The organism is Dankookia sp. GCM10030260 (genome assembly GCF_042666655.1).
Taxonomy (GTDB): domain Bacteria; phylum Pseudomonadota; class Alphaproteobacteria; order Acetobacterales; family Acetobacteraceae; genus Paracraurococcus.
The window spans coordinates 55,394-81,669 of sequence record NZ_JBHTDE010000009.1 but is presented as its reverse complement, the minus strand read 5'-3'; the positions used below and the strand labels follow the sequence as shown (position 1 = coordinate 81,669).

Sequence of the window (26,276 nt, the reverse complement as noted above, 5' to 3'; positions counted from 1 at the left end):
GGTATGGCCCGCCCCCCCTTGCGCCGCAGCCTGTCCCACCGCGCCGGTCAGTTCCTCGAGGAATGGTCGGTGCCCCGCCAGCTTGCCGGGCAGGATCATGCCGGTACGGCGGCCGAGGCGGCGACTTCGCGCGGCCTGCGGCCGCGCACGGACCAGGCGGATAGGGTCGGTACCTCCATCTGCCCCTATTGCGCGGTCGGCTGCGCCCAACTGATCTATGCGAAGGAAGGCCGGCCCATCGCCGTGGAAGGCGACCCGCGCAGCCCGATCAACCAGGGCACGCTCTGTCCCAAGGGCGCCGCGACGCTCGGGCTGATGACCAGTCCGCAGCGCATCGATCGCGTATTGCACCGCGCACCGCATGCGCGGGAATGGCGCGCGGTGCCGCTCGACTGGGCGATGGACCGCATCGCTCATTTGACGAAGCAGGTGCGTGACGACAGCTTCGTCGGCGACGCACCGGACGGCACCAGGCTGAATCACACCCTGGCACTCGGTTCGCTCGGCGGCGCGACGCTCGACAATGAGGAGAATTACCTCATCAAGAAGCTGTTCTCCGCCGGTTTGGGCATGGTCTTCATCGAGAACCAGGCCAGGGTCTGACACAACAACTCGGTACCCAGTCTGGGTACCGCCTTCGGCCGGGGCGCGGCGACGCTGCCCCAGTGGGATCTCGCACGCGCCGACGTGGTGCTCGTGATGGGGTCCAACATGGCCGAGAACCATCCCATCGCCTTCCGCTTCGCGCTCCAGGCCAAGGCGCGGGGGGCGACCCTGATCCATGCCGATCCGCGCTTCACCCGGACCTCGGCGCTGTGCGACCTCTATGCGCCGCTGCGGGCCGGGACCGACATCGCCTTCCTCGGCGGCATCATCCGGCATCTGCTCGAGAACGACCTCTGGTTCCGGGATTGGGCGCTGCCCTACACCAACCTCTCGACCATCATCGAGGCTGGTTATGAAGGCCCCGAGGACGATGGGCTCTTCTCCGGCTGGAACGCCGGGGAACGGCGCTATGACCCGGCAAGCTGGCAGTACCAGGGCCTGACCGTGCCCTCGCCCCTGGCCGAGGCCTGGATGGAGACCGGCGGCGACTTTGCCGAGCGGGTCGCGCAGCTGCGCGAGGGCCCGCCACCGCGCGACGAGACCCTGCAGCACCCGAACTGCGTCTACCAGATCATGCGGCGCCACTTCGCCCGCTACACGCCGGAGGTGGTGGCGCGGATCACCGGCTGCCCCGAGGACGTCTTCCTCAAGGTCTGCGACGCCATGGCGCGCAATTCGGGGCGGGAGCGCACCGGGGTCATCTGCTACGCCGTCGGCTGGAACCACCATACGACAGGGGCGCAGATCATCCGCGCCGGGGCGATCCTGCAGGGGCTGCTGGGCAATGTCGGGCGGCCCGGGGCGGGGATGCTGGCCCTGCGCGGGCATACCTCGATCCAGGGCTCCACCGACATCGCCACGCTCTATGACCTGATGCCGGGCTACCTGCCGCAACCGCATGCGCTGCGCCCGCATGGCACGCTGGCGGAATACCTGACGGTGGAGACGGCACCGACCGGCTGGTGGGCGAATTTTCCCGCCTATGCCGTCAGCCTGCTGCGCGCCTGGTATGCGGGTGAGGCGAGCGCCGCCAATGGCTGGGGCTATGACTGGATGCCCCGCATCGTCGGCGACCACAGCCAGCTGCCGATGACCCTCGCCATGCGTGACGGCATCATGCGCGGGCTGTTCGTCATGGGCCAGAACCCGGTGGTCGGCGGCAGCAATTCCAGGCTGGTGCAGCGCGGCCTGGCGCGGCTCGACTGGATGGTGGTGCGCGACATCGCCGAGACCGAGACCGCCACCTTCTGGCGCGACGGCCATATGGTGCGCGACGGCGAGATGCGGCCGGAGGATATCGGCACCGAGGTCTTCCTGATGCCCGCCGCTCTCAGCGGGGAGAAGGCCGGCAGCTTCACCAATACCCACCGCCTGGTGCAATGGCACGACAAGGTGGTGGAGGCGCCGGGCGACAGCACTTCCGAGCTCTGGTTCATCCACGACCTCGGCCGCCGGCTGCGGGCGTTGTACGCCGGCAGCACGCGCAGCGAGGATGCCGGGCTGCGCAACCTTTCCTGGGACTACCCGGTGGATGCCGATGACGAGCCGGATGCCGAGGCGGTGCTGCGGGAGATCAATGGCTGCACCCTGGCCGACGGCAAGCCCGTCGCCTCCTTCCAGGCTCTGAAGGATGACGGCTCCACCGCCTCCGGCGCCTGGATCTATGCCGGCGTCTTTCCCGAAGCAGGCCGCAACCTGTCGCGCGCCCGGGTGCCGGACGGCCGGGCGGGACCGGGGACGCATCTCGGCTGGGGCTTCGCCTGGCCGGCCAATCGACGAACGCTGAACAACCGCGCCTCGGCCGATCCTGCCGGCAAGCCCTGGTCGGCGCGCAAGGCGCTGATCCAATGGGACGAAGCGCAGGCGAAGTGGACCGGCCCCGACGTGCCGGACTTCCCGCTGGAGAAGCGCCCGGACTATCAGCCGGATTGGACGAAGACCCCAGGCGGCATGGACGCCCATGCCGGCACCGATCCCTTCATCATGCTGGCCGATGGCCGGGCGGCGCTCTTCGCACCCTCCGGCCTCAAGGACGGGCCGCTGCCCGAGCATTACGAGCCGGTGGAATCGCCAGTGGGCAATCCACTGCATCCGCAGAACGCCGCCAGCCCGGCGGCCAAGCAATGGCAGCAGGCGGACAACCGGCTCGCGGCCAGCGGCGATCCGCGTTTCCCGCATGCGCTCACCACCTTCCGGCTGACCGAGCACCATTCCGGCGGCACGCCGACCCGCATCGTGCCGACCACCGCCGAGTTGCAGCCGGAGGCCTTCTGCGAGATCCCGACCGAGCTCGGACGCGCCATGGGCCTGCGAGACCTCGACTGGGTCGTGCTGTCGACGCCGCGCGGCGAGATCGAGGTCAAGGCATTGATCACCGACCGGCTGCGCCCCTTCCCCGACGGCAAAGGCGGCGAAATGTACCAGCTCGCGCTGCCCTGGCATTACGGCTGGGCCGGCTATGCCACCGGCGACATCGCCAATGTGCTGACCTCGATCATCGGCGATTCCAACACCGGCATGCACGAGAACAAGTCGCTGTCCTGCGCGTTGCGCCGCGGCAGGCTTCCCCGCCGCCAGGAGACCACATGATGGATGGCGGGCTTTCGCATGACCGGGCGCGCGGCCCGCACGGCACCGAGGCATGCCTCCCGCTGCCGCAGGAAGCCGAGCTCACCTGCGGCACGCGGATCGAGCCGGGCCGCGCCTACGGCTTCTTCACCGACACCACGCTCTGCATCGGCTGCAAGGCCTGCGAGGTGGCCTGCAAGGAATGGAACAACCTGCCGGCCGACGGCATGACGCTGAGCGGCCGGTCCTACGACAATACCGGCGCGCTCGGCGCGCATACCTGGCGGCACGTGACTTTCGTGGAGAAGCTGGCACCGCAGGGTGAGCGCCCGGGCGCAATGCCGCCCTTCCAGTCCAACTGGCTGATGCTGTCGGATGTCTGCAAGCATTGTGACCCGGCGCCCTGCATGGAGGCCTGCCCGACCGGCGCGCTGTTCCGCACCGAATTCGACACCGTCGTGGTTCAGCAGGATATCTGCAACGGCTGCGGCTATTGCGTGCCGGCCTGCCCCTTCGGCGTGGTCGAGCTGGCGAAGGAGGATGGCAAGGCGCACAAGTGCACGCTTTGCTACGACCGGCTGAAGGGCGGCATGGAGCCGGCCTGTGCCAAGTCCTGCCCGACCGACAGCATCCAGTTCGGCGAGGTCGAGGAACTGATCGGGCGCGCCGAGGCACGGGTGGCGCAACTGCAGGAGTTGGGCCAGGACCGCGCCTACCTGTATGGCGCCCCCGGCACGCCGGGCGCGACGCATGGCCTCAAGCGCCTCAACGCCTTCTTCCTGCTGACCGAGCGGCCCGAGGTGCATGGCCTGCCGGCGGCACCGGTGCGGCCAGCCCGGCGGGCGCGGCCCTCCATCGTCTCCGGCCTGGCGACGGTGGCAGGGCTGGCCGTGGCGGCGCTGTTCCTCGGGGTCGGGCGGCGATGAGCGCGCCGATGGCAGAGCCCTGGCGTGGCGAGACCTATCACGGCCGCCCCGCGCTGAAGCCGGCCGGCTTCGACTGGAAGGTCGCCACCTATATCGCGGTGCTGGGCACCGCCGGCGGCGCGCAGGTGCTGGCGGCGGTGGCGCGGCGCAACGATCCCGGCGACCGCGACGGGCTGGCGCGGCGCGCCCGGCTGCTGGCGCTGGCCGGTTCCGTCATCGGGCCCGCCGTGCTGGTCGGCCACCTGAAGACACCGAAGCGCTGGTACAACATGCTGCGGATCCTGCGGCCGGACTCGCCGATGTCCTGGGGCTCCTGGCTGCTGACCGGCTTCGGTATCGCCAGCGCGGCGACCGCGCTGGGGGATGTGCTGGGCGAACGCTGGCCGCGGACGAAGCGGCTGGCTGACGTGGCGCAGGCGCCAGCCGCAGCGGCTGGGGCGGGCATGGCGGTCTATACCGCCTCGCTGCTTTCGGCGACGAGCAACCCCTTATGGGCCTCGGCGCCGGCGCCGCTCGCCGCGCAATTCGGCGCTGCCTCGATGGCTGGCGCCGCCGCCGCCCTGGCGCTGCTGCAGCGCCGCGCCGGGGAAGCGGGCAGTGCCCGGCGGCTGGAGCGGTTCGGCAACCTGGCGCTGGCCGCAGAATTCCTCGCCGGCGAGGTGGCCGGCTCCCGCTGGCGGCAGGCCGGCGTCGCCGGGCCGCTCGAGCAGGGACCGCTGGCCTCGCAGTACCGCATCGGCGGCAAGGCGGTGGGCCTGGCCCTGCCGGTCGCCGCGCGTGCGGTGGGCAGCCCGGTGCTCGGCTCGCTCGCCGTGCTGGCCGGCAGCGCCCTGCTGCGCCATGCCCTGCTGCGCGCCGGCGATGTCAGCAGCAAACGGCCGCACGACTATTTCGGCGCCACCCAGCGATGAGTGCCGAAGCTTCCGCCGCCCGGGCCATCGCCGCGCTGGACCGGCTGATCGTCGCCGCGCCGCCCTGCGACCTCGACGGCGCGCGCCAGGTCTTCGAGGCGCTGGTCACCCTGCGCGACGGCCTCGCCGCCCGGCGCCGGGCCGGCGAAGCGGTCGAGCCCACCCTGGCCCGGGTCAACGCGGCGCTCGCCCTGACCTGGTCCGGCGCGCTGCCGGTCGCCGGCTTCCGCGCCGGCCGGCTGGAACGGGCCAGGGCGCTGTTGCTGGAGGGGATCGAAGGATGACGCAGCCGCCGAGCCCGGAGGCCCGGGCACCAGAGGCCATCGCCTCCCAGGCCAGCGCGGCCGGGGCGAGGAAGGCTGGGCTCGACTGGCCGGTGGTCACGGTGCTCGGCTTGCTGGCCGGCGCCTATATCGGCTTCGGCGGGCTATTCGCCACCGTGGCGCTGGCGGGCGCGGAGGGCACGCTGCCCTTCGGCGCGGCGCAGGTGCTGGCCGGCGTGGCGTTCTCGCTCGGCCTCGTCCTGGTGCTGGTGGGCGGGGCGGAGCTGTTCACCGGCAATACGCTGATGCTGGTCGCCTGGGCCGAGGAGCGCGCCGGGATGCGCGCGATCGCTGCCAAGCTGGGCCTGGTCTATCTTGCCAACCTGGTGGGGGCGGTGGCGGTGGCGCTGCTGGCCTTCCTCGGCGGCGTGCACCTGGCGGGGGAGGGCGCGGTGGGCGCGGCGGCGCTGGCCGGCGCGCAGGACAAGGCGGCGCTGCCGCCGGGCCGGGCCTTCGCCAGCGGCATCCTCGCCAACATCCTGGTCTGCCTGGCGGTCTGGCTGGCCTGGGGCGCGCGCAGCGCGGCGGACAAGGTGCTGGTCGTCATCCTGCCGGTCGCCGGCTTCGTGGCGCTCGGGCTGCAGCATTCTGTCGCCAACATGATGCTGATCCCCTGGGGCTGGCTGGTGCTGCACCAGGCCGGGGCGGAATTCTGGACCGGGGCCGGCATCACCGCCGCCGCCTTCCCGGACCTGACGCTGGCCGGCTTCGTCGCCAACCTGGTGCCGGTCACGCTGGGCAATATCCTCGGCGGCGTGCTGGTCGGCAGCGCCTACTGGTTCGCCTATCTGCGGGATCCGGCGGAGGCGGATGGGAATCGAACCCACCATCCGCGCTGAGCGGATCCACGGTTTTGAAGACCGCGGGGGCCACCAGGCCCCTGTCGCCTCCGCTGCTGCAACCGGCAGCGCGGCCGCTGGTTGCAGCGGCGGCGCGCCATGCCGCCAGGTTCATCGCAGGAGGAAACGACGACGCGCAGTTTCGCCCCCAGGCCTTCATCCTGGTGCTCGGGATCGCCGTCCCGCCGACCTTGGCGCAGACCGCGACCACGCCCGGCCAGCAGCGCGCCGAGGCCTGATCGACCGGGACGTCTGCAGCGCGGATGACATCGAGATCGGGGAGGTCGATGATCCCATCCTCGATGCCGAGGGCCGCGTCGCCGCCGTGGTCGTCGAGATCGAGAGCCGGCTGGGCTTCACCGAGAAATACCTGGCGGCGCCTTTCGCGCAACTCCAGCCGGATGGTCGCCGGGCGAGGCTGCCGATGACGCGCGACCAGACACGGGCGCTGCCCGGCTTCCGCTATCCGGACTGACCGCCGCCAGGTGCCGCAGGTCGCCGGCGCGCCGGCTGAACCCCTCGGCATCCAGCCGCTCCAGCAGCGGCACGGTGAAGCGGCGGCTGATGCCGAGCCGGGCGCCGCAATCGGAGACCGAGACCCCCGCCGGCCGGGCCGCCAGCAGGCCGGCGAGCGCGGCCCGGGCCGTGGCGACGGCCTCGGCATGGAAGACCACCTCGCGCTTCTGCACCGCATCGGGGCAGCGCAGCAGCACGCCGCTCCGCAGCAGCAGGCGGATCGCCTGGGCGCGGCGCGGGTCGCACGCGGCGACGGCCGCCGCATCGGGCGGCATCAGGCCGCCGGCGCGGAAGGCCGCCTCCACCGCCGCGATGGCCGCGCGGTCCTGGTCGGAGAGCAGCGCCACGCGGTCGAGGCCGCGCAGCCGCAGCCGCCCGGCCGCCAGGGAGAGGGCGCCGCGGGCAACCAGCCGGGCGGCGATGGCCGCACCGGGCGCCTCGGGCGGCAGGCTGGAGGCGAGCAGCGGGCCGGCCTCGGGACCAGGGCCCATGGGGTCGGCCCGCTCCGCCGCCTCCACCGCGCCGAGCAGCTTCGCCTCCAGCGCCGCCAGCACGTCGCGGTGCAGCAGCGGGCCGGTGCGCAGCGACACCGCCTCCGCCGCGGCGGCGTCCAGCGCCGTCGGTGCCACGCCGACCAGCCGTGCGAGGCTTGCGGCCTCCAATCCTGCCGCGCCCGCCGCCCGCAGTCGCAGCGACGCGGCCCGCGCCGGCGTCGCCAGTCGCATCGCGTCCAGCAGCGGCGCATCGCGGGCGCGGCGGCGCGGCGGCGCGGGGTCCAGCACCATGCCACCGGCGACGGTGCGCGGCGGCGAGGGCAGCCGCAGCACGAAAGGTTCGCGCACCGGCAGCGCCAGCCTCCGGTCCAGGACGAATTGCGCCAGGCCCGCCTCGCCCGGCGCCAGCGCCGCCGCACCCAGCAGCCGCAGCCGCGCCCCGGCCTCCGCCGTGCCGCAGAGCAGCCGCAGCGTCTCACCCTGGCGCAGCGCGCGGGGCGCCGAGGCGAGCACCGTCACCCAGGCATCGAGCCGCTCCGTGGGAGCGAGCAGGCCGGGCGTCGCCAGCGCCTCGCCCGGCGCCACCTCGCCCCGCGCGATGCCGCGCAGCGCGACGGCGACCCGCCTGCCGGGCGCCGCCCGCGACACTGCCATGCCATGCACATGCAGGCCGCGGATGGTGGCGGGGCGGAGCCCGGGGAGGAGTTCCACCGCATCGCCCAGCGCCAGCCCACCCCGCCGCAAGGTGCCGGTGACCACAACCCCCGCGCCGGGCAGGGTGAAGGCGCGGTCGAGCGGCAACCAGGCGCCGCCGGGGCCCGCCACACCCTCCCGCGTCAGGGCACCGAGCGCAGTGGCCAGGGCGGCGATCCCCTCGCCGGTCCGCGCCGAGGTCTCGACGACCGGCCAAGTGCCAAGGGCAAGTCCGGCGAGCAATGCCCCGGTTCCTGCCGAGGCTGCGGCGCGCTCCTCTGGCGTAGCCAGGTCGCAGCGGGCGATGGCGACGACGCCGCGGCGGATGCCGAGCAAGGCGGCGATCTCGACATGCTCGCGGGTCTGCGCCCGGACCCCTTCGCGCGCATCCACCGCCAGCAGCGCGGCATCCATGCCGGAAGCGCCGGCGATCATGGTGCGGACGAAGCGCTCATGCCCCGGCGCATCCACCAGATCCACCTCGCCGCCATCGGGCAGCGCCAGGCGGGCGAAGCCGAGGGCGATGGAGATGCCGCGGGCGCGCTCCTCCGGCAGCCGGTCGCACTCGGAGCCGGTCAGGGCGCGGACCAGCGCGGTCTTGCCATGGTCGACATGGCCGAGCACGGCGATGAGGGCCGTCCTCATGCCAGCGCGCCTGTCACGGCTTCGGCGGCCCCGGCGATCTCCGGCTCGGCGAGGCAGCGCGGGTCGAGCAGCAGCCGGCCGCGGTCGAGCCGGCCGAGCAGCGCCGGCCGCGCCGCCCGCAGCCGCGCCGCCAATGCCTCGGCCGGCAGCCCGGCGGGGCGCAGCGCCACCAGCGTGGTCGGCAGTTCCAGCAGCGGCAGGGTGCCGCCGCCGGCCAGGGAGACACCAGCTTCCAGGCTGCCACCGGCCGCGGTCGGCAGCAGCGCCAGCAGCCGCCCGGCGCGGCCGGCCAGCACCTCGGGTGGCGTCGCCAGCATGCCCAGCGCAGGCACCGCTTCGGCCAGCCGGGCAGGGTCGCGGTAGAGCTTGAGCGTCGCCTCCAGCGCGGCGAGCGTCAGCTTGTCCGGCCGCAGCGCCCGCATCAACGGGTGGCGGGCGCAGCGGGCGATGGCGTCGGCGCGGCCGATCAGCAGCCCGGCCTGCGGGCCGCCGAGCAGCTTGTCGCCGCTCGCCGCCACCACGTCGAAGCCGGCGGCGACGCTCTCCGCCAGGGTCGACTCACGCGGCAAGCCGAAGCGGGCGAGGTCGACCAGCGCGCCGCTGCCGAGATCCTCGATCGCCAGCAGGCCCCGCGCATGCGCCAGCCCTGCCAGCGCCGCCGGTGCCACCGCCTCGGTGAAGCCGAGGATGCGGTAATTGGCCGGGTTCACCCGCAGCAGCACCCGCGTCGCCGGGCCGATGGTGGCGGCGAAATCCGCCAGCCGGGTGCGATTGGTGGTGCCGACCTCGACCAGCTTGGCGCCGCCCTGGGCGACCACCTCTGGGATGCGGAAGCCGCCGCCGATCTCGACCAGCTCGCCGCGGGAGACGATGGCCTCGCCCCCCGCCGCCAGGGCCGAGAGCGCCAGCAGCACCGCGGCGGCGCCGTTGTTCACCACCAGCGCCGCCTCGGCGCCGGTGAGCTCCCGCAGCAGCGCGGCGCAGCCGGCATGGCGGTCGCCGCGGCTGCCACCGTCGAGGTCGAGCTCGAGATTGGCATAGCCGCCGGCGAGATCGGCGATGGCGGCCAGGGCGGTGGGGGCCAGCGGCGCGCGGCCGAGGCCGGTATGCAGCACCACCCCGGTGGCATTCAGCACCCGCCGCAGCCCGGGCGTCGCACCCAGCGCCTCGGTGGCGGCGGCCAGCAACGCGGCGGCATCCGGCGCAGCGGCCCCGGCCCGGGCGGCCTCCAGCGCCGTCCGCAGCGCCGCCACCACGGCGGCGCGCGGATGCGCCGCCAGCAGCGCCTGGGCCTCCGGCGCATGGAGCAGGCGGTGCAGCGCCGGCAGGCGGCGGCGCGGGTCGTGCCCGTCCATGCTCAGCCGGCCCGCGCGGTGCGGCGCCAGGCCAGGGCGACAGCCAGCGCCATCGCGCCGGGCACCAGCGCATCCGCCAGGACCGGCGTCGCGTTGCCGGCAAGCGTCGCATCCGGCCGCACCACCCAGGCCAGATGCGCCAGGTGCTGCACCAGCAGCAGGGCGCTGACCGCCGCCAGCCGCCAGCGCCGCCACTGCGGCACCAGCGCCAGGCCGATCGCCGCCAGCAGCGCCGGCACCGCGATCCCTGCCTTCACCCAGCCCCAGGGCCCTCCGGAGCGCCGCAGGTACCATGCAGCTTCCTGCGGCAGGTTGGCGGCGTAGACGACGACATATTGGACGAACCAGAGCCAGAGCGTGGCCATGGCGAAGGTCAGCAGCGCGCGTTCCAGGCCGGTCCGGGCATCGTCGTCCGGTGTGACATGCCGCAGCGCCAGCAGCGTCGCCAGCGCGATGGCGGCACCCGCCTGCTCCACCAACAGCGCCAGGCCCTGCAGGCTGCCAGTCCAGGCCTGGTCGCGGGACAGTGCCCAATCCTCCATCGCCAAGGCGCCAGTCAGCACCAGCAGCAGCAGCGCCGCGCCGGCCGTGCGACCCCGCACGTACGGCCGGGCCAACAGCCGGCCGAGCCCGACCCAGAGCAGCAGCACGGCCAGGCCGCGCAGCAGGAAGGCGTCGGCCCGGTACCAGGCGCTGGCCCCCGGCGCTGCGGCCCAAGGATAGAAGGCGGGCGGGACCAGCAGCAGCGGCAGGGCCAGCGGCAGCAGCACCGGCGCGGCGCGGGCCATGGCGGCAAGTGGCGGGTGCAGCGGCGCCAGCCAGGCCTCGCCCAGCAGATGGCCCAGCGCCAGCGCCACCAGCGCGCCGGCGGTCAGCCCGGCCGCCAGCAGGAAGGCGGGCAGCCAGGCCTCGGCCCATGGAGCAACCAGGGGCGAGGCGAGTTCGATCACTCTGCCCACCGCAAAGCTGCGACATGCCGCGCCACCGCCCAGCGCTGGCGCGGGTCCAGTCGGTCCGCCAGCGGATGCGCGCCGGCGAGGTTTCCGGCGATCGCCGCCATGCTCCGTGCCGGATCGGCCGGCAGCGGCGGGATGGGCGGATGGCCGCGCGCGACCACCACGCCATCGCCGCGGCCGGAGGCCCCATGGCAGGGGGTGCAGTAGATGGCGTAGCGCCCGGCGCCCTCGGCCAGCAGCGCGGCGTCCACCGGCGGGCCCGGCGGCGCCAGCGCGGCGCGGTGGGCCGCCGCCCCGCGCGGGACGGCGCCTTCCGGCGGCGCGGCGGGCGGCGGCGGCTTCGGGCTTTCCGGCCAGCCGTCGCAGCCGGCCAGCAGCAGCAACAGCGGCAGCGCCCGGATCATGCGGCGCGCACCGTGGAGACCCGCAACGGCCGGAGGCCGCGCAGGAATTCCAGCGCCGCCTCGGGCGCGAAGATCGGATCCTCGGCCGACAAATAGAGGAAGTAGCGGTCCTGGGTGGCGCGGTGGAAGCCGCGGGCGAAGAACACCGGGTGGTGCAGTCGCGGCAGCCGGTTCAGCCACAGCATTCCCAGCAGCGCCGCCGCCGCCGCCCAGAGCACGCCGACGATATAGGCCGCCGGCAGGAAGACCGGCCAGGCATCCATCGGCCTGCCGCCGACATTCAGCGGGTAGTCATGCACGGAGAGGTACCATTCTGTGCCATAGGCGGTGATCGCGCCGAAGATCCCGGCGGCGATGGCGATCCAGGCAACCGGCGTGGCCCGCGCGCCGAGCGCTTCCGCCGCCTCCGGCACCGGATGCGGTGCATGCGCGTCGAGCCGCGACCAACCGGCCGCGCGGGCGGCACGGACCGCGGCGACCAGCGTGTCGGCCGCGGCAAATTCGGCGATGGCGCCGTGGAGCGGCGGCTGGCTCACCGTTCCTCCTCGGCCGTTTCGGCGAGCGTTTCCTCATGGCGGATCTCGAAGATCGCCACGACGGGGATGTAGCGGCCGAACAGCAACAGGGCGGCGGCGAACAGCGCGGCGCTGCCGCCGAGCAGCGCCCATTCGGCCGGGCTCGGTGCATAGGCCACGGCATGGGCCGGCAGGCGCTCGCGCAGCATGCCGCCCACCACCAGCGACCAGCGGTCGAGCCAGACGCCGGCGGCGGCCAGCAACCCGACCGGGATGGCAACCCAGGCACGCAGCCGCAGTCCGCGCGACCACAGCACTTGCGGCAGCAGCACCGCCAGCAGCACGGCGCCCCAATAGGCCGGCGCCCCGGCGCCGAAGGCGCGGGCGACGAAGGCGACGCGGGTCTCGGCATCCTCCAGCAGCAGGCCGGTGACCAGTTCATGCGCATAGGCAGCGCCGGAGGCCAGGGCGGCGCAGGCCAGCAAACGGGCCAGCAGGTCCATGTCCCCCGCATCGACGAAGCGTTCGAGCGAGAGCGCGTGGCGCAGCACCGCCGCCATGGCCAGCACCACGCCGAGGCCGGAAGGCAGGCCCGTCACCACCACATGCACCGGCAGCCGCGCCTGGTGCCAGGCCGGGACCAGGGTGGTGGCGAATTCCAGCGCCACCACGGTCTGCGCCGAGAGCAGCAGAGGCAGCACCAGCGCGGCGACCAGCCGATAGGCCAGCTGATGCCGGTGCCAATGCATGACCGAGCCGCGCCAGCCCAGCGCGAACAGCCCATAGGTCCGGGCCATGGCCCAGTGGCCCTGGGTCGCGGCGCGGTCACGCAGGGTCGCCAGGTCGGGGATCAGGCCGATGAACCAGAACAGCGAGGTGACGACGACATGCGCCATGATCCCCCAGAAATCCCAGACCAGCGGGCTGCCTAATTGCGGCCAGAGGCGCGTCGTCGCCGGATAGGGGATGGTCCAGCCGAACAGCCAGGGCCGGCCGAGATGCAGGATGGGATAGAGCGCGGCGGCCAGCACGGCGGCGAGTGCGACGGCCTCGGCGAAGCGGTTCACCGCGGTTCGCAGCCCGTGCCGGCGCAGCACCAGCACCGCGGCGAAGAGGCTGGCGGCATTGGCGATGCCGATCCACCAGGCATAGGCGATGAGGTCGAAGCCCCAGACATAGGGGATGTTGTTGCCCCAGATGCCGATGCCGAGGACCAGCAGCGCGGCGACCGCCCCGGCCAGCACCGCGACGCCCGCCAGGGCCAACAGCAGCGAGACCTGGAACCCCCAGCCACCGGGCCGCAGGGTGGCGGCGACGACCGGCGCTGCAGAGATACTCAAGCCGGCGCGTCCGGCAGGATCTGCGCCAGGTAGGTGGTGCGCGGCCGGGTGCCGAGATGGCCGAGCAGGGCGTAGCTGCGGCCATCCCGGCGCAGCGCGGCGACGGCGCTGCCCGGCGCGTTCAGGTCGCCGAAGGTGATGGCCTGGGTCGGGCAGGCACGCTGGCAGGCGGTCTCCACCTCGCCGTCGCGCAGCGCGCGGCCCTCGAGCCCCGCCTGGGTCCGCGCCGCTGTGATGCGGTGGCTGCAATAGGTGCATTTCTCCATCACCCCGCGCGGCCGCAGCGGCACCTCAGGATTGCGGCGCGGCGTGTCCATCGCCCGGCGATGGTCGTCCCAGTTGAAGCGGCGGACCTTGTAGGGGCAATTGTTGGAGCAGGTGCGGGTGCCGATGCAGCGCGCATGCACCATGACGTTCAGCCCCTCGTTGTCATGCACCGTGGCATTGACCGGGCAGACCGGCTCGCAGGGCGCCTTCTCGCACTGCATGCAGGGCACCGGCTGGAAGCTGGCTGCGGCGGCCTCGGGCGCCGGGCTGTCGTAGCGGTCGATCCGCAGCCAGTGCATGCCGCGGCCGCGGGCCAGCTCCTCCGGTCCGACCACGGGGACGTTGTTCTCCGCCTGGCAGGCGACGGCGCAGGCGTTGCAGCCGATGCAGGCGTCGATGTCGATCGCCATGGCCCAGGCGCGGCCGGCATAGGCCCAGTCCGGATGCAGCGAGGCCCCGGGCGCGATCGGCGGCAGCGCCTCGCCCGGCCGCAAGCGTGGCACCGCCCCGGCCTCGTCCGGCCGGTGATGCGCATCGGTGGCGACCAGCGCGGCGCGCCGGCCGGTGGCCCGCACGCCGAGGCCCGGCGCCGTCCAGGCGCCATCGGCCGGGCGCAGCCGGTTGGCATCGAAGCCGCGCCCGGTGCCGACCTCGCCGGCCGCCCGCCGGCCGCCGCCGAGCGGCAGGGTGACGCAGCCCGGCGCATGGCCCGGCACTGGCCAGCAGGCGGCGAGCACCCGGCGGCCGTCGAGGGTCAATTCCGCCTCGTCGCCAGGGGCGAGGCCGAGGGTCGCCGCGGTCAGCGGGTCGAACAGCGCGGCATTGCCCCAGGCGAGGCCGGTCAGCGGGCGCGGCATCTCCTGCAGCCAGGCATTCTGCGCCTCGGCGCGCAGGCCCGCGTCGGGGGCGAAGACCGCCGTCAGGGCGGCGGGGGGCGCTCCGCCCGGCTGGTCCCAACCGGGGAGCAAGGCGGGGGTGACGGTGGGGGCGGGATCGCCGGCGATTCCGGCTTCGAGCGCAGCATCCCAGCGGGCGTCGAAGCCATCCTCGCCCCAGGCGGCACGCCAGGTGGCGGCGACCGCCTCGCGCGCGGTGAGCGGCGTGCCGAGCAGCGCGCCGAGCAATTCGGCCTCGCCGCGCGCTGCCTCGGCCAGGGGTAACGTCACCGGCTGGCGGATCGCCAGGGTGCCGTCGAAGGCACGGGAATCCCCCCAGGCCTCCAGCGGATGCGGCAAGGGCACGTGCCAGCGGCAGAGATGCGCCGTCTCATCCACCCACTGGCCGGCATGCAAGGTGAATTCCACCCGGCGCAATGCCCCGGCGAAGTCCAGCGCCGCCGGCGCCTCGGCCACCGGGTTGGCGCCGAGCACCAGCAGATGCGTCACCACCCCCACCTGCATGGCCTGGGTCAGGTCAGCGAGCGAGGTGGCCATGGGCTCTGGCCGGGCCAAAGGCGGGACGATCAGCCGCAGCGCGGTGCCGGAGGCGCCGAGCGCCTGGTTCATCGCATGCGCCAGGGCATGCACCGCCGGCGGCTGGCCGCGCCCGGCGAGTACCAGCCCGGCCGGACCGGCGTCGCGCAGCGCGGCGCCGATGCCGGCGGCCTCCGGATGGGCGCCGTCCCTGGCCAGACCGGGCAGGCCGAGCGTGGCGGCGACGGCGCGGGCAAAATCCTCGGCCTCGGCCGGGTGCAAGGGGATGCGGCGGTCGGCCCGGGCGCCGGTCAGGCTGGGCGAGGCCTCCGCGACGAAGAGCCGTGGCATCCGGCCGGCGGCCCGGCCTTTCCGGCGCCCGCTGCTCCAGTCCCGCGCCTGGCGCAGCTGCGCCGGTCCCGGCCCCAGCGGATCGGCGCCGAGGCAGAGCACCGCCTGCGCCCGCGCCAAGTCCGGCAGCACGGCGACCGGTTGGCCGACTGCGGCCATCGCCCCGGCCAGCGCCGCGTCATCGGCCAGCGGGTCGTGCTGGTGCCAGTGCGCGCCAGGATATTCCGCCAGCACCTCGCCGATCAGCCGCGCCAATGTGGGCGAGCCGACGGGTCCGGTCAGCAGCCGCAGCCCGGCGCCCTGATCCGCCAGCAGCGCCGTCCGGATCGAGTCCAGGGCGGCATCAAGCTCCGCTGGCGGGCGCGGAGCGCCATCGCGGCGGATCCGGCGGGAGCGTGCGGGGTCGTGCAGCGAGAGCACCGCCGCTTCGGCGAAGATGTCGGTGGCGCCGAGGCTGGCCGGGTGCTGCGGGTTGCCCTCCAGCTTGATCGCATGGCCGGCCCGGGTGCGGGCCAGCACACCACGACCCAGCCCTTCGAGGTCGAGCACGGTGGCGAAGCTGGCGGCTTCCCCGACCACGCCGCGCGGACGGGCATGCAGCGGGTGACCATGCTCGTCCGGCCCGTCGCAGCCGGCGGCGGCGAGGGCGATGGAAGCGCCCATCAGCAGGACGTCGCGGCGGCTGGTGGGATCGGCCGGCATCAGCGGTGGCATGTCGAGCAACGGGTCAGCGGCGAGACCTCGATGCCCTGGTGCAGGACGGGCTGCGCGGCAAGACCGAAGGGCCGGTCGGGGGGCTGCCCTTCCACCGGCGTGCGGTCGAAGACCTGCTCCACTGTGCCCTGGCGCGGTGCCGGGTCGCGGTGGCAGTCGAGGCACCAGCCCATCGACAGCGTCTCCGCCTTCACCGTCCGCGGCATCTCCCAGACCGGACCATGACAGGTCTGGCAGGAGACGCCGGACTGAACATGCGCGGCGTGGTGGAAACGGACATGGTCCGGCAGGCGATGCACCGAGGCCCAGGCGACCGCCGTGCTCCGCGCCAGGGCGGTGGCCAGCGGCGCGAATTGCGGCACCACGGTCCAGACCCGGGCGTGGCAGCCGAGGCAGGTCTCGGCGGTCGGCATGCCCGCCGCGGCCTCCCGCTCGACTCCGGCATGGCAGAAGCGGCAATCGAGGCCGAGGCCCCCGGCATGCACGGCATGGCTGAAGGGGATAGGCTGCAACGCCGGCCTCCCGACCGCCCAGGCGGCGCCGGAGCGGGCATAGGCGAAGCCCACCGCGAGGCTGAGGAACAGTGCCGCCGCCCCGATGGCCAGCGCCAGGCGCAGCCGGCGATCCGACCTGGACGAGAAGATCTGCGGCATGCTGTCCCGGCACCTGCAACGGTTCGGCTAACGCCAGCGACCCGGTATGGTTTACTGTTTTTTCATTGACTGCAGATGTTCGCGCCGACCGGCTGGCGACAACCCGACAGAAACACGCTTTGCAGCATCATTCTGCTCGACCATCCGCTACTGGTGGCTTTCGTTAATTAATAAATTTTCATCTGAAGCGTGGCGTGGTGATCCAGTTCGACACCGACGACGACGTGCACGGGAGCGATAACCCTGGCGTCGCAGGCCGCCGCCAAGGTCGAGGCGACACCGGCGCGGTTCGCCGGCCAGCTCACCTGCATTGAGGTGCAGCTCGGCGACGAAAGTGCGACCCGGTCCGGCAGCATGGACAACCGGCTAGACGTCGAGGTTCGCCACCTTCAGCGCGTTAGTGACGATGAAGTCGCGCCGCGGCTCGACCACGTCCCCCATCAGGGTGGAGAAGACCGTCTCGGCGTCCTCCACATCCTCGACCCGGACGCGCAGCTGCGTGCGCACCGCCGGGTCCAGCGTGGTCTTCCAGAGCTGCTCGGGGTTCATCTCCCCCAAGCCCTTGAAGCGCTGGATGGTCAGGCCGCGGCGGCCGAGCGCCAGGATGCGGTCCAGCGCCATGGCCGGGCCCTGCACCGCGGCGTCGGTGCCGTCGATGGTCAGCCGCGCGCCCTCGGCGAAGTCGCGCGACAGCCCTTCATGCCGCTCGTCCAGCCAGCGCGCCTCGGCGCTGCGCAGCGCCGCCGGGGTCAGCGCATGGCGTTCGGTCACGCCGCGCACCACGCGCCGCAGCTGCAGCCCGCCCTCGTCGGCGGTGGCCTTCCAGCCCTTCTCGTTCGGCAGGGCCAGCGCATCCAGCCGGGCCGCCAGGACCTGCGCCGCCGCCAGGGCCCGCTCGGGCTCCAGGGTCAGCGCGCCGGCGACCGCGGCCTGCTCGATGATCTCGGCCGGCACGGTGGTCGCCAGCCGGCGGATGCGGGACGCGATCTGCCGCAGCGCTTCCGCCTCCGCCTTCAGCTCCGCCCCGGTCACCGCCCGCCCGCCGCCGAGCGTCAGGCTGGCGCCGGACAGCGCCTTCTCCAGCAGGAAATCCTCCAGCGCCCGGTCGTCCTTCAGGTACCGCTCGTCGTTGCCGCGCTTGGCCCGGTACAGCGGCGGCTGGGCGATATAGAGATGCCCGCGGGTGATCAGCTCGGGCATCTGGCGGAAGAAGAAGGTCAGCAGCAGGGTGCGGATATGGCTGCCGTCCACGTCGGCGTCGGTCATGATGACGATGCGGTGGTAGCGCAGCTTGTTCGGGTCGAACCCGCCCTTGGCCGGCTCCCCGCTGCCGATGCCGGTGCCGAGCGCCGTGATCAGCGTGCCGATCTCGGCCGAGGACAGCATGCGGTCCAGCCGGGCGCGCTCGACGTTCAGGATCTTGCCCTTCAGCGGCAGGATCGCCTGGAAGGCGCGGTTGCGGCCCTGCTTGGCGGACCCGCCGGCGCTGTCACCCTCGACCAGGAAGAGCTCGCACTTGGCGGGGTCCTTCTCCTGGCAGTCGGCCAGCTTGCCCGGCAGGGTCGAGAATTCCAGCGCGTTCTTGCGGCCGACCTTCTCGCGGGCCATCTGCGCCGCCTTGCGGGCGGCGCCGGCCAGCACGACCTGCTCGATGACCAGCTTGGCTTCCTTCGGATGCGTCTCGAACCAGTGGGAGACGGCGTCGGCGACGGCCATCTGCACCACCGGCTGGACTTCCGAGCTGACCAGCTTCTCCTTGGTCTGCGAGCTGAACTTGGGGTCGGGCACCTTGACCGACAGGACGGCGGTCAGGCCTTCCCGCATGTCCTCCCCGACCAGCTCGATCTTTTCCTTCCTCGCCAGGTCCTCGGCGTATTTCATCACCACCCGGGTCAGCGCCTGGCGGAAGCCGGCCTGGTGGGTGCCGCCGTCGCGCTGCGGGATGTTGTTGGTGAAGCAGAGCGTCATCTCGCGCGGGGTGGTGTTCCACCACATCGCGATCTCGACCTTGATGCCCTCGATCTCCTTCGACGTCACCGCGATCGGCGGCTTGAACAAGGGCTCCTTGCCCTGGTCCAGCCATTCGACGAAGGCGGTCAGGCCGCCGCGGAACTGGAAGAAGATCTCCTGCGCCGGGACATGGCGGTCATCCCGGAAGGAGATCGCCAGGCCGGAATTCAGGAAGGCCAGCTCGCGCAGGCGGCGTTCCAGGATGGCGAATTCGTATTCGACCTTGGTGAAGGTGCCGGCGGAGGGCTTGAAGGTCACCTCGGTGCCGTTGTGCTCGGTCGAGGTGCCGGTGACGCGCAGCGGCTGCACCGTCTCGCCATGCTCGAAGCGGATGAAGTGCTCCTGGCCGTTGCGCCAGATCTTCACCTCCATCCATTCGGACAGGGCATTGACCACCGCGGCGCCGACGCCGTGCAGGCCGCCGGAGACCTTGTAGCTGTTCTGGTTGAACTTGCCGCCGGCATGCAGCCGCGTGAGCACCACCTCGGCGGCGGAGACGCCTTCCTCCTCATGCATGTCGACGGGGATCCCCCGCCCGTCGTCCCGCACGGTGACGCTGCCGTCGCCGTTGAGGGTGACCTCGACCTTGCTGGCGAAGCCCGCCTGGGCCTCGTCGACGGCGTTGTCGATGATCTCGAAGGCCATGTGGTGCAGGCCGGAGCCGTCATCGGTATCCCCGATATACATGCCAGGGCGCTTCCGCACGGCTTCGAGGCCACGGAGGACGGTGATCGATGCGCTGTTGTAATCGCCGCCGCTCTGGTCAGGCAGGGACGGCTCGGCGCGCTCGGCGGGGTCACTCATGCCGGCGGCAAACTCCTTGGGTCATCGCGTCGGGAAACTGGCTGCAATATAGGGATTCAGGCGCCCCCAGGCACGGGAAAATCTCCATCCGGAACGAGTGCCCCCGGGGAAGCCCTGAAAGCCTCGGCAATTCCCCGCAGCGGGGCGAAGACGGCGGCATCCGTCCCGGTCAGGAAGGCCTGGGCCGGCAGGGCGGCGAGCGCCGCGAACAAGGCTTCCCGCCGGGTTTCGTCCAGGTGGGCGGCCACCTCGTCCAGCAGCAGCAGGGGGGCGAAGCCGCGCGCCGCGGCGATCAGCGCGGCATGCGCCAGCACCACGGCGACCAGCAGGGCCTTCTGTTCCCCGGTCGAACACAAGGCCGCGGGGATGTCCTTGGGCACATGGGTGAACAGCAGGTCGGCCCGGTGCGGCCCGGTCAAGGTCGCCCCCGCCGCCGAGTCGCGGCCGCGGCAGGCCGCCCAGTCGGCCCGCAGCCCATCCTCCACCGCCAGGGCCGGCGCCGCCGCCAGCGCCGCCGAGACCGGGCAGGTGAGCGCCAGCCGCGCCGCCGGGAAGGCGCCGGTGACGCCATCCGCGAGCGTCGCGTTCAGCCGCGCGACAAGCCCGCGGCGGGCGGCGGCGACCGCTACCCCGTGCCGCGCCATGGCGTCCTCCAGCCCGGCCAGCCAAGCGGGGTCGACCCGCAGCCCCTCCCGCCGTTCCTGCGCCAGCAACCGGTTGCGCTGCGCCATGGCATTGTCGTAGGCGGCGACCTCGCGGGCGTGGTGCGGCTCCAGCGCCCAGACCAGGCGGTCGAGGAAGCGGCGGCGGTCGCCGGCGCCATCCTGGAACAGCCGGTCCATCTGCGGGGTGAGCCAGACCGCGGCCAGCCGCTCGGCCAGCTCCGCCTGGGCGCGGACCGGGGCACCGTCCAGCCGGAAGATGCGGCGTTCCGGCGGGCCGCCCTCCGGCGTGCCGGTGCCGACGTCGAATTCCTGGCCGAGCGGGTCGCGGAACCGCCCGGCCGAAGCCCAGGGGAGGGGGGCGCCAGCCGCGTGCCGGCCCAGTTCGGCCGTCTTCGCCCCGCGCAGCCCGCGACCGGGGCCGAGCAGGCTGATCGCTTCCAGCAGGTTGGTCTTGCCGGCGCCGTTGGAGCCGGCGACAACGACGATACGCGCCTGGAACGGGACGGTCAGCGCGGCCCAGCTGCGGAAATCCCGCAGCATGAGCCGGGTGAGGCAGAGCGCAGGGGCCGGCGCCATGGTCAGGCGCCGGCTCCGGACTCAGCTCTCTTCGTCGCGGTCGGCCTCGACCTCGAGCTCGTCGCCGATCGTCTCCGCATCGTCCTCGAGCTCCTCGGCGTCCTCGACCGCCTCGTCGCCCTCCACATCCTCCAGCTCCACCTCGTCGGATTCGGCCTCCGCGACGGGAACGCGCTTCTTCACCTTCTCTTCCGGCGGGAGGGAGCCGGCGCTGCGGCGCAGCCGCGGCTGCTCCGCCGGCTGTTCGGTGCCGCATTTCGGGCAGATCGCCGGCGCGCGGGTCAGGTCGTAGAACTTCGTGGCGCAGGCGACGCATACGCGCTTGAGGCCCAGTTCGGGCTTGGCCATCGGTGAAGCCTCATCTCTGGAAAGGGCGAACCGCGCGCAGGGGCAAGGATGCCGCCGCGGGCGGGTGCCAAAAATCGAGCGCGGCGCATTGCCATGCGGGGTGGCGCATGTCAAACGCGCCGGCATGGCCCACCCCGACGCCCCGCACCCCTTGCGCGCTGCGGCGCCGTCCCGCGGCCTCTCCGGCCGCCACGCCGTCCCCGGCGACAAGTCGATCAGCCACCGCGCCCTGATGTTCGGCGCGCTGGCCGTCGGCACCACCGAGATCAGCGGATTGCTGGAAGGCGAGGATGTGCTGCGCACCGCCGCCGCCATGCGGGCCCTGGGGGCCGAGGTCGAGCAGACGGGCCCCGGCGCCTGGCGGGTCGCCGGCCGCGGCGTCGGCGGGCTGGTGGAGCCCACCGACGTGCTCGACATGGGGAATTCCGGCACCGCCGCCCGGCTGCTCTGCGGGCTGCTGGCCGGCCATCCGATCTTCGCGGTGATGACCGGCGATGCCTCGCTGCGGAAGCGGCCGATGCAGCGGGTGACCGCGCCGCTGTCCGCCACCGGCGCCAGCTTCTGGACCCGCGCGGGCGGCAGGCTGCCGCTGGCGGTGCAGGGCGCGGCGGAGGCCCTGCCGCTGGACTATACCCTGCCGGTCGCCTCGGCCCAGGTGAAGTCGGCCTGCCTGCTGGCCGGGCTCTGTGCCCGCGGCACCACCCGGATCATCGAGCCGGAGCGGACCCGGGACCACACCGAGAACATGCTGCGCCATTTCGGCGCCACCGTCCGGGTCGAGGACCTGGCGCATGGCCGGCTGATCGAGCTGGAAGGCCAGCCCGAACTGGCCGCCGCACCGATCCTGGTCCCCGGCGACCCGTCCTCCGCCGCATTCCTGCTGGTCGCGGCGCTGCTGGTGCCGGGCTCCCGCGTCACGGTCGAGAATGTCGGGCTGAACCCGTTGCGCACCGGGCTCTTCGCCACCCTGCGTGAGATGGGCGCCCGGCTGACGGTGGAGAACGCCCGCGTGGCCGGCGGCGAGCCGGTCGGCGACGTCACCGCGGAATACGGCCCGCTGCAGGGGGTGGAGGTGCCGCCCGGCCGGGCGCCCTCGATGATCGACGAATACCCGGTGCTGGCGGTGGCCGCCGCCGCGGCTGCCGGCGAGACCCGGATGCGCGGCCTGTCGGAACTGCGGGTCAAGGAGAGCGACCGCCTGGCCGCCACCGCCGCGCTGCTGGCGGCGAACGGCATCGCGGCGCGGATCGAGGGCGACGACCTCGTCGTGACGGGCACCTCCGGCGCCATCCCCGGCGGCGGGCTGGTGGCGACGCATATGGACCACCGGCTGGCGATGAGCGCGCTGGTCATGGGCTTGGCCGCCCGCGCCCCGGTCGCGGTGGACGACGCCGCCTTCATCGAGACCAGCTTCCCGGGCTTCGCCGCGCTGCTGAACCTGGCCGCCGGGGAGCCGGCGATCGGGCCGGCGTGACCGGTCCCGGCCCTGGCCTCGTCATCGCCGTCGACGGTCCCGCCGCGGCCGGCAAGGGGACGCTGGCCCGCCGCCTCGCCGCCACGCTGGGCCTCGCCTATCTGGATACCGGGCTGCTGTACCGCGCCACCGGCCGCCGCGTGCTGGATGCCGCGGCCGACGCGCGCGACCCGGAAGCGGCCGAAGCCGCCGCCCGTGGCCTGACCCCCGCCGACCTGGCCCGGACCGACCTGCGCGGGCCGGCGGCCGACCTTGCCGCCAGCGCCGTCGCCGCCATCCCCGCCGTGCGTGCCGCCCTGCTGGACTGGCAGCGCGATTTCGGCCGCCGCCATGGCGCGGTGTTGGACGGCCGCGACATCGGCACCGTGGTCTTCCCCGAGGCCGCGGTGAAGCTTTTCGTCACCGCCAGCCCCGAGGAGCGCGCCCGCCGCCGCTTCCTTGAGCTCCGGGCCCGTGGCGCCGCCGCCGACCAGGTCCAGGTCGCCGCGGAGCTGCAGGCGCGGGACGACCAGGACAGCCGCCGCGCCGTCGCCCCGCTGGTGCCGGCCGCCGATGCCGTGGTGCTCGATACCACCAGCCTCGACGCCGAGGCGGCCTTCGCCGCCGCCATGGCGGTGATCCGGCAACGCCTGGGCGAAGTGCCGCCGGCAGCCTAGCCCTGTGGGCGATACGGTTCGATTCCGCTTGACGGCCTTTCCGCAAGGTTTTAGCGAACCTTATCCGCGCGCCTAGGGGGGCCGTGGCGTCCGATTTTTCGGGGTCCGGCTCGCCGGAACGCCTCGCGGGACGGACCGGTAACGGGCGGGCCGATACGCCGTCCTTGCACAAGGGTCGCCAGACGCCTTCGCCCCTTCCACTGGAAGGGCCGGCGCCGGACCAGGTCGTGTCCGTTCGGTTCCGGCATCGCTCCGGGACGTGGCGGAGGCGCAGGGCGCTTGCCTGCATCCGCAGGCTTCCCGGGAATACACTGCTACATGGCAACCGCCACCAGCTCCGCATTCGACGCGGGGATCGAAGATTTCGCCGCACTGCTCGACGCCACGCTTGGCCCCGATACCGGCTTCGCCGGCTCGGTCGTGTCCGGCCGCGTGCTGCGGATCGATGACGACTACGCCGTCGTCGATGTCGGGCTCAAGTCCGAGGGGCGCGTGCCCCTGAAGGAATTCGCACCCCAGGGCTCGAAGCCCGAGGTGCAGGTCGGCGACGTCGTGGAGCTCTTCGTCGAGCGCTACGAGGACCGCGACGGCGCCATCGTCCTGTCGCGTGAGAAGGCGCGGCGCGAGGAGGCCTGGACCAACCTCGAGAAGGCCTATACCGCGCAGCAGCGCGTCAACGGCGTGATCTTCGGCCGGGTCAAGGGCGGCTTCACCGTCGACCTCGGCGGCGCCGTGGCCTTCCTGCCCGGCTCCCAGGTCGACATCCGCCCGGTGCGCGATGTCGGGCCGCTGATGGGCAGCCCGCAGCCCTTCCAGATCCTCAAGATGGACCGCGCCCGCGGCAACATCGTGGTCAGCCGCCGTGCGGTGCTGGAAGAGACCCGCGCCGAGCAGCGCTCGGAGCTGATCCAGGGCCTCAAGGAAGGCATGATCCTCGACGGCGTGGTCAAGAACATCACCGACTACGGTGCGTTCGTCGACCTCGGCGGCGTCGACGGCCTGCTGCACGTGACCGACATCGCCTGGCGCCGGATCAACCACCCGTCCGAGGCCCTGACCATCGGCCAGCCGGTCAAGGTCCAGGTCATCCGCTTCAACTCCGAGACGCAGCGCATCAGCCTCGGCATGAAGCAGCTGATGTCGGACCCCTGGGACGGCGTCGCCATCAAGTACCCGGTGCAGGGCAAGTTCTCCGGCCGCGTCACCAACATCACCGACTACGGCGCCTTCGTGGAGCTGGAGCCGGGGGTCGAGGGTCTCGTGCACGTCAGCGAGATGTCCTGGACCAAGAAGAACGTCCATCCGGGCAAGATCGTCGCCACCAGCCAGGAGGTCGACGTCCTCATCCTCGACGTGGACGAGCCGAAGCGCCGCATCTCGCTTGGCCTGAAGCAGGCCCAGGGCAACCCGTGGGAGGTCTTCCTGGAGGCCCATCCGCCGGGCACCGAGGTCGAGGGCGAAATCCGCAACATCACGGAATTCGGCCTGTTCATCGGCATCGGCCCGGACATCGACGGCATGGTCCACATGTCCGACCTGTCCTGGGACGAGGCCGGCGAGACCGCGATGGGCAAGTTCGAGAAGGGCCAGACCATCAAGGCCAAGGTTCTCGACGTCGATGTGGAGAAGGAGCGCATCTCGCTTGGCATCAAGCAGCTCCAGGCCGACCCGGCCGCCGAGGTGCTCGACCGCGTCCGCAAGGGCGACATCATCACCACGATTGTCACCGCCGTGCAGGCGAACGGCATCGAGGTGAAGGTCGAGGACGTGCTGACCGGCTTCATCCGCCGCGCCGAGCTCGCCCGTGACCGTGGCGACCAGCGCCCCGACAAGTTCGCCGTGGGCGAGAAGGTCGATGCGAAGATCGTCGCCGTGGACCGCGCCGCCCGCCGGCTCTCCCTGACCATCAAGGGCAAGGAAGTCGACGAGGAGCGCGAGGCGATGAAGGAGTTCGGCTCGACCGACAGCGGCGCCTCGCTGGGCGACATCCTGGGTGCTGCGATCCGCCGCCGCCGCGAGATGGCCGGCGAGGAGTGATCCTCCCGGCATGAGGCCGGGCCCCGCGGGGCCCGGCCGAGGGAACAAGGGGGCGGGCCGCGAGGTCCGCCCCTTTTTTCGTGCCCGGGCCGGGGCAGGGGCTCAGTAGGCCGGCGCCGGGCGGCGCGGATTGGCCGGCACCGTCGCCGGCGAAGCGGGCGCGCCGCCCGGGCGCACGACGGTCACGTCGCTGCGCATGCCGCCAACCTGGCCGCCGGTCGCGCCGGTGCCTCCGGTCCCCGCCCGCTCGGCGCCGCCGACATTCGGGTTGACGTCGGTGACCACGGATCCCGGATGCCCGGATTGGCCCCCGAGCCGGCCTTCTGCAGTTGCTGCTGCCGCAACCGGCATTCGACCGTGCCGGGAGGCAGCGCGATCGGCCCGGTTCTCGTCGCCGGGGGTACGGAGCCGCAGCCGGCCGTCAGAAAGCCGATAAGCGCGATGCAAGCGAGGCTGCGCCTGGATGGCATGGTCCTGCCCTGCGCTGGGGCCGAGCCCCGGACAAGGGCGGAATTCCGCAGGACGGGTTCCGTCCCGGGCGGTGGGGCCTGGAGTCCGGACAACAAAAAAGGCCCAGGGATTCCCCGGGCCTGATCGTGTGGCCGCCTTGACCATGGCCGGTGCCGCTGGGCATCCCGACCATGGTCGGCGCTTCGTCTCGTTCCCTGGTCCTGCCTTCGGCCGCTCGGCCTTGGGCGACCAGGGTCCGGTATGTCTTCAGTTCGTGGTCGGCTGCGGCCGGCGCGGGTTGTTGGGCACCGTGGACTGGGTCGACGGCGCGCCGCCCGGACGAACGACGGTCCCGTCGCTGCGCATGCCGCCCACCTGGCCGCCGGCCGAGCCGGCGCCGCCGGTGGTCGACCGCTCGATGCCGCCGGCACCCGGGTTCACGGCGGTCACGCCCGGGTTCTGCATGCCGCGGCTCGGGTCGGACTGCACATTCTGCAGCTGCTGCTGGCGCAGCTGGTACTCGACCGTGCCCGGGGTCAGGGTGATCGGAGACGCTGCCGGGGGCGTTGCTTCGCAACCAGCGACCAGCATGGTGACGAGGGCCAGGCCCCCGAGGGTACGCGTGAACGACATCTCTCTCACCTTTTCCGCTAGAGCGCTGTTTCCATTGCCCAGACCGGCACGCTAGCGAAAGGCTCCTGCGTGCGCAACCAAGATAGCCCCAGGCACCGTGTCTGTTTTGCCACTGTTGCATGAATGCAAAGCCCT

General features: G+C 72.9%; 23 protein-coding genes, 1 tRNA gene and 1 pseudogene. 10 read left to right on the top strand and 15 right to left on the bottom strand.

The annotated features are described in order from the left end of the window. Nucleotides 1–3: 3 nt before the first annotated feature. The 5 genes from ACFQS7_RS22935 to ACFQS7_RS22915 are packed head-to-tail and all read left to right on the top strand — an operon-like array spanning nucleotide 4 to nucleotide 6,173. A complete protein-coding gene (locus ACFQS7_RS22935; protein WP_380069467.1) occupies nucleotides 4–3,195 on the top strand; it encodes a molybdopterin-dependent oxidoreductase in 3,192 nt (1,063 codons plus the stop codon). Further along, entirely contained in the window at nucleotides 3,192–4,100 is a 909-nt protein-coding gene (locus tag ACFQS7_RS22930) for a 4Fe-4S dicluster domain-containing protein (protein WP_380069466.1), read from the top strand. The genes ACFQS7_RS22935 and ACFQS7_RS22930 overlap by 4 nt, the downstream gene beginning before the upstream one ends. Before the next feature lie 8 nt (nucleotides 4,101–4,108). After that, nucleotides 4,109–5,011 carry an NrfD/PsrC family molybdoenzyme membrane anchor subunit gene (gene nrfD / locus ACFQS7_RS22925; protein WP_380069465.1) on the top strand — a complete coding sequence of 301 codons (903 nt, stop codon included), beginning with the start codon at nucleotides 4,109–4,111 and terminating at the stop codon, nucleotides 5,009–5,011. Then, nucleotides 5,008–5,295, top strand: coding sequence for a hypothetical protein (locus ACFQS7_RS22920; RefSeq protein ID WP_380069464.1), 288 nt, complete (start codon nucleotides 5,008–5,010; stop codon nucleotides 5,293–5,295). Before nrfD (ACFQS7_RS22925) ends, ACFQS7_RS22920 begins: the two co-directional genes overlap by 4 nt. Further along, nucleotides 5,292–6,173, top strand: coding sequence for a formate/nitrite transporter family protein (locus ACFQS7_RS22915; protein ID WP_380069463.1), 882 nt, complete (start codon nucleotides 5,292–5,294; stop codon nucleotides 6,171–6,173). The genes ACFQS7_RS22920 and ACFQS7_RS22915 overlap by 4 nt, the downstream gene beginning before the upstream one ends. Here ACFQS7_RS22915 and ACFQS7_RS22910 read toward each other — a convergent pair. Continuing rightward, nucleotides 6,136–6,225: transfer RNA gene (locus ACFQS7_RS22910), tRNA-Sec, on the bottom strand. The two genes, ACFQS7_RS22915 and ACFQS7_RS22910, sit on opposite strands and share 38 nt — an antisense overlap. Between ACFQS7_RS22910 and ACFQS7_RS22905 the strand changes: the two genes are divergently transcribed. Both ACFQS7_RS22905 and ACFQS7_RS22900 read left to right on the top strand, forming a co-directional pair. Continuing rightward, nucleotides 6,188–6,412, top strand: coding sequence for a hypothetical protein (locus ACFQS7_RS22905; RefSeq protein ID WP_380069462.1), 225 nt, complete (start codon nucleotides 6,188–6,190; stop codon nucleotides 6,410–6,412). The genes ACFQS7_RS22910 and ACFQS7_RS22905 overlap by 38 nt on opposite strands. Next, nucleotides 6,409–6,528, top strand: a pseudogene (locus ACFQS7_RS22900) (hypothetical protein); the annotation flags it as partial. The gene ACFQS7_RS22905 and the pseudogene ACFQS7_RS22900, both read left to right, overlap by 4 nt. A gap of 1 nt (nucleotide 6,529) precedes the next feature. Here the strand turns inward: ACFQS7_RS22900 and ACFQS7_RS22895 are convergent. The 12 genes from ACFQS7_RS22895 to ACFQS7_RS22840 all read right to left on the bottom strand — a co-directional run bounded on the left by ACFQS7_RS22895 (nucleotide 6,530) and on the right by ACFQS7_RS22840 (nucleotide 20,891). After that, the gene (locus tag ACFQS7_RS22895; protein WP_380069461.1) at nucleotides 6,530–8,521 is read right to left on the bottom strand and encodes a SelB C-terminal domain-containing protein; all 1,992 of its coding nucleotides are present in this window, start codon (nucleotides 8,519–8,521) and stop codon (nucleotides 6,530–6,532) included. Continuing rightward, a complete protein-coding gene (gene selA, locus ACFQS7_RS22890) occupies nucleotides 8,518–9,876 on the bottom strand; it encodes an L-seryl-tRNA(Sec) selenium transferase (RefSeq protein ID WP_380069460.1) in 1,359 nt (452 codons plus the stop codon). Before selA ends, ACFQS7_RS22895 begins: the two co-directional genes overlap by 4 nt. Nucleotides 9,877–9,878: 2 nt before the next feature. Beyond that, nucleotides 9,879–10,826, bottom strand: a complete 948-nt coding sequence (locus ACFQS7_RS22885) for a hypothetical protein (protein ID WP_380069459.1) — start codon at nucleotides 10,824–10,826, stop codon at nucleotides 9,879–9,881. Next, nucleotides 10,823–11,236: a c-type cytochrome gene (locus ACFQS7_RS22880; protein WP_380069458.1), complete on the bottom strand. Its 414-nt coding sequence runs from the start codon at nucleotides 11,234–11,236 to the stop codon at nucleotides 10,823–10,825. The genes ACFQS7_RS22885 and ACFQS7_RS22880 overlap by 4 nt, the downstream gene beginning before the upstream one ends. Next, nucleotides 11,233–11,772, bottom strand: a complete 540-nt coding sequence (locus ACFQS7_RS22875; RefSeq protein ID WP_380069457.1) for a DUF3341 domain-containing protein — start codon at nucleotides 11,770–11,772, stop codon at nucleotides 11,233–11,235. Before ACFQS7_RS22875 ends, ACFQS7_RS22880 begins: the two co-directional genes overlap by 4 nt. Beyond that, nucleotides 11,769–13,091 (bottom strand): NrfD/PsrC family molybdoenzyme membrane anchor subunit, encoded by a 1,323-nt coding sequence (nrfD, locus tag ACFQS7_RS22870; protein WP_380069456.1) that lies wholly within the window; start codon nucleotides 13,089–13,091, stop codon nucleotides 11,769–11,771. Before nrfD (ACFQS7_RS22870) ends, ACFQS7_RS22875 begins: the two co-directional genes overlap by 4 nt. Next, nucleotides 13,088–15,823 carry a 4Fe-4S dicluster domain-containing protein gene (locus ACFQS7_RS22865; RefSeq protein WP_380069455.1) on the bottom strand — a complete coding sequence of 912 codons (2,736 nt, stop codon included), beginning with the start codon at nucleotides 15,821–15,823 and terminating at the stop codon, nucleotides 13,088–13,090. The genes nrfD (ACFQS7_RS22870) and ACFQS7_RS22865 overlap by 4 nt, the downstream gene beginning before the upstream one ends. Further along, entirely contained in the window at nucleotides 15,823–16,488 is a 666-nt protein-coding gene (locus ACFQS7_RS22860) for a cytochrome c3 family protein (RefSeq protein ID WP_380069454.1), read from the bottom strand. Before ACFQS7_RS22860 ends, ACFQS7_RS22865 begins: the two co-directional genes overlap by 1 nt. A 167-nt stretch (nucleotides 16,489–16,655) precedes the next feature. Further along, complete coding sequence (locus tag ACFQS7_RS22855; RefSeq protein WP_380069453.1) at nucleotides 16,656–16,844, bottom strand: hypothetical protein; 189 nt, start codon at nucleotides 16,842–16,844, stop codon at nucleotides 16,656–16,658. Between the two features lie 10 nt (nucleotides 16,845–16,854). After that, a complete protein-coding gene (gene gyrB, locus ACFQS7_RS22850) occupies nucleotides 16,855–19,302 on the bottom strand; it encodes a DNA topoisomerase (ATP-hydrolyzing) subunit B (protein WP_380069452.1) in 2,448 nt (815 codons plus the stop codon). A 56-nt stretch (nucleotides 19,303–19,358) separates the two neighbouring features. Next, nucleotides 19,359–20,543 carry a DNA replication/repair protein RecF gene (recF, locus tag ACFQS7_RS22845; RefSeq protein ID WP_380069451.1) on the bottom strand — a complete coding sequence of 395 codons (1,185 nt, stop codon included), beginning with the start codon at nucleotides 20,541–20,543 and terminating at the stop codon, nucleotides 19,359–19,361. Nucleotides 20,544–20,564: 21 nt separating this feature from the next. Next, nucleotides 20,565–20,891, bottom strand: a complete 327-nt coding sequence (locus ACFQS7_RS22840; protein ID WP_133290384.1) for a TIGR02300 family protein — start codon at nucleotides 20,889–20,891, stop codon at nucleotides 20,565–20,567. 124 nt (nucleotides 20,892–21,015) lie between these two features. Here ACFQS7_RS22840 and aroA point away from each other — a divergent pair, with 124 nt between their 5' ends. The 3 genes from aroA (at nucleotide 21,016) to rpsA (ending at nucleotide 25,058) form a co-directional block, all read left to right on the top strand. Further along, entirely contained in the window at nucleotides 21,016–22,365 is a 1,350-nt protein-coding gene (gene aroA / locus ACFQS7_RS22835) for a 3-phosphoshikimate 1-carboxyvinyltransferase (protein WP_380069450.1), read from the top strand. Further along, entirely contained in the window at nucleotides 22,362–23,021 is a 660-nt protein-coding gene (gene cmk / locus ACFQS7_RS22830) for a (d)CMP kinase (protein ID WP_380069449.1), read from the top strand. The genes aroA and cmk overlap by 4 nt, the downstream gene beginning before the upstream one ends. 318 nt (nucleotides 23,022–23,339) lie before the next feature. Continuing rightward, a complete protein-coding gene (gene rpsA / locus ACFQS7_RS22825) occupies nucleotides 23,340–25,058 on the top strand; it encodes a 30S ribosomal protein S1 (protein ID WP_380069448.1) in 1,719 nt (572 codons plus the stop codon). Between the two features lie 102 nt (nucleotides 25,059–25,160). Here rpsA and ACFQS7_RS22820 read toward each other — a convergent pair whose 3' ends face one another. Further along, a complete protein-coding gene (locus ACFQS7_RS22820; RefSeq protein WP_380069447.1) occupies nucleotides 25,161–25,343 on the bottom strand; it encodes a hypothetical protein in 183 nt (60 codons plus the stop codon). A 432-nt stretch (nucleotides 25,344–25,775) separates the two neighbouring features. After that, nucleotides 25,776–26,141: a hypothetical protein gene (locus tag ACFQS7_RS22815; protein WP_380069446.1), complete on the bottom strand. Its 366-nt coding sequence runs from the start codon at nucleotides 26,139–26,141 to the stop codon at nucleotides 25,776–25,778. Between the last annotated feature and the right edge of the window lie 135 nt (nucleotides 26,142–26,276).

What these genes read in the sequence shown, in the direction of transcription:
- ACFQS7_RS22860 (WP_380069454.1), bottom strand. Translation starts at nt 16,488, where the DNA reads ATGCCGCAGATCTTCTCGTCCAGGTCGGATCGCCGGCTGCGCCTGGCG.
- aroA (WP_380069450.1), top strand. Translation starts at nt 21,016, where the DNA reads ATGGCCCACCCCGACGCCCCGCACCCCTTGCGCGCTGCGGCGCCGTCC.
- ACFQS7_RS22920 (WP_380069464.1), top strand. Translation starts at nt 5,008, where the DNA reads ATGAGTGCCGAAGCTTCCGCCGCCCGGGCCATCGCCGCGCTGGACCGG.
- gyrB (WP_380069452.1), bottom strand. Translation starts at nt 19,302, where the DNA reads ATGAGTGACCCCGCCGAGCGCGCCGAGCCGTCCCTGCCTGACCAGAGC.
- ACFQS7_RS22930 (WP_380069466.1), top strand. Translation starts at nt 3,192, where the DNA reads ATGATGGATGGCGGGCTTTCGCATGACCGGGCGCGCGGCCCGCACGGC.
- ACFQS7_RS22915 (WP_380069463.1), top strand. Translation starts at nt 5,292, where the DNA reads ATGACGCAGCCGCCGAGCCCGGAGGCCCGGGCACCAGAGGCCATCGCC.
- ACFQS7_RS22865 (WP_380069455.1), bottom strand. Translation starts at nt 15,823, where the DNA reads ATGCCGGCCGATCCCACCAGCCGCCGCGACGTCCTGCTGATGGGCGCT.
- ACFQS7_RS22855 (WP_380069453.1), bottom strand. Translation starts at nt 16,844, where the DNA reads ATGCTGCCGGACCGGGTCGCACTTTCGTCGCCGAGCTGCACCTCAATG.
- ACFQS7_RS22815 (WP_380069446.1), bottom strand. Translation starts at nt 26,141, where the DNA reads ATGTCGTTCACGCGTACCCTCGGGGGCCTGGCCCTCGTCACCATGCTG.
- ACFQS7_RS22895 (WP_380069461.1), bottom strand. Translation starts at nt 8,521, where the DNA reads ATGAGGACGGCCCTCATCGCCGTGCTCGGCCATGTCGACCATGGCAAG.
- recF (WP_380069451.1), bottom strand. Translation starts at nt 20,543, where the DNA reads ATGGCGCCGGCCCCTGCGCTCTGCCTCACCCGGCTCATGCTGCGGGAT.
- selA (WP_380069460.1), bottom strand. Translation starts at nt 9,876, where the DNA reads ATGGACGGGCACGACCCGCGCCGCCGCCTGCCGGCGCTGCACCGCCTG.
- rpsA (WP_380069448.1), top strand. Translation starts at nt 23,340, where the DNA reads ATGGCAACCGCCACCAGCTCCGCATTCGACGCGGGGATCGAAGATTTC.
- nrfD (WP_380069465.1), top strand. Translation starts at nt 4,109, where the DNA reads ATGGCAGAGCCCTGGCGTGGCGAGACCTATCACGGCCGCCCCGCGCTG.
- ACFQS7_RS22880 (WP_380069458.1), bottom strand. Translation starts at nt 11,236, where the DNA reads ATGATCCGGGCGCTGCCGCTGTTGCTGCTGCTGGCCGGCTGCGACGGC.
- ACFQS7_RS22840 (WP_133290384.1), bottom strand. Translation starts at nt 20,891, where the DNA reads ATGGCCAAGCCCGAACTGGGCCTCAAGCGCGTATGCGTCGCCTGCGCC.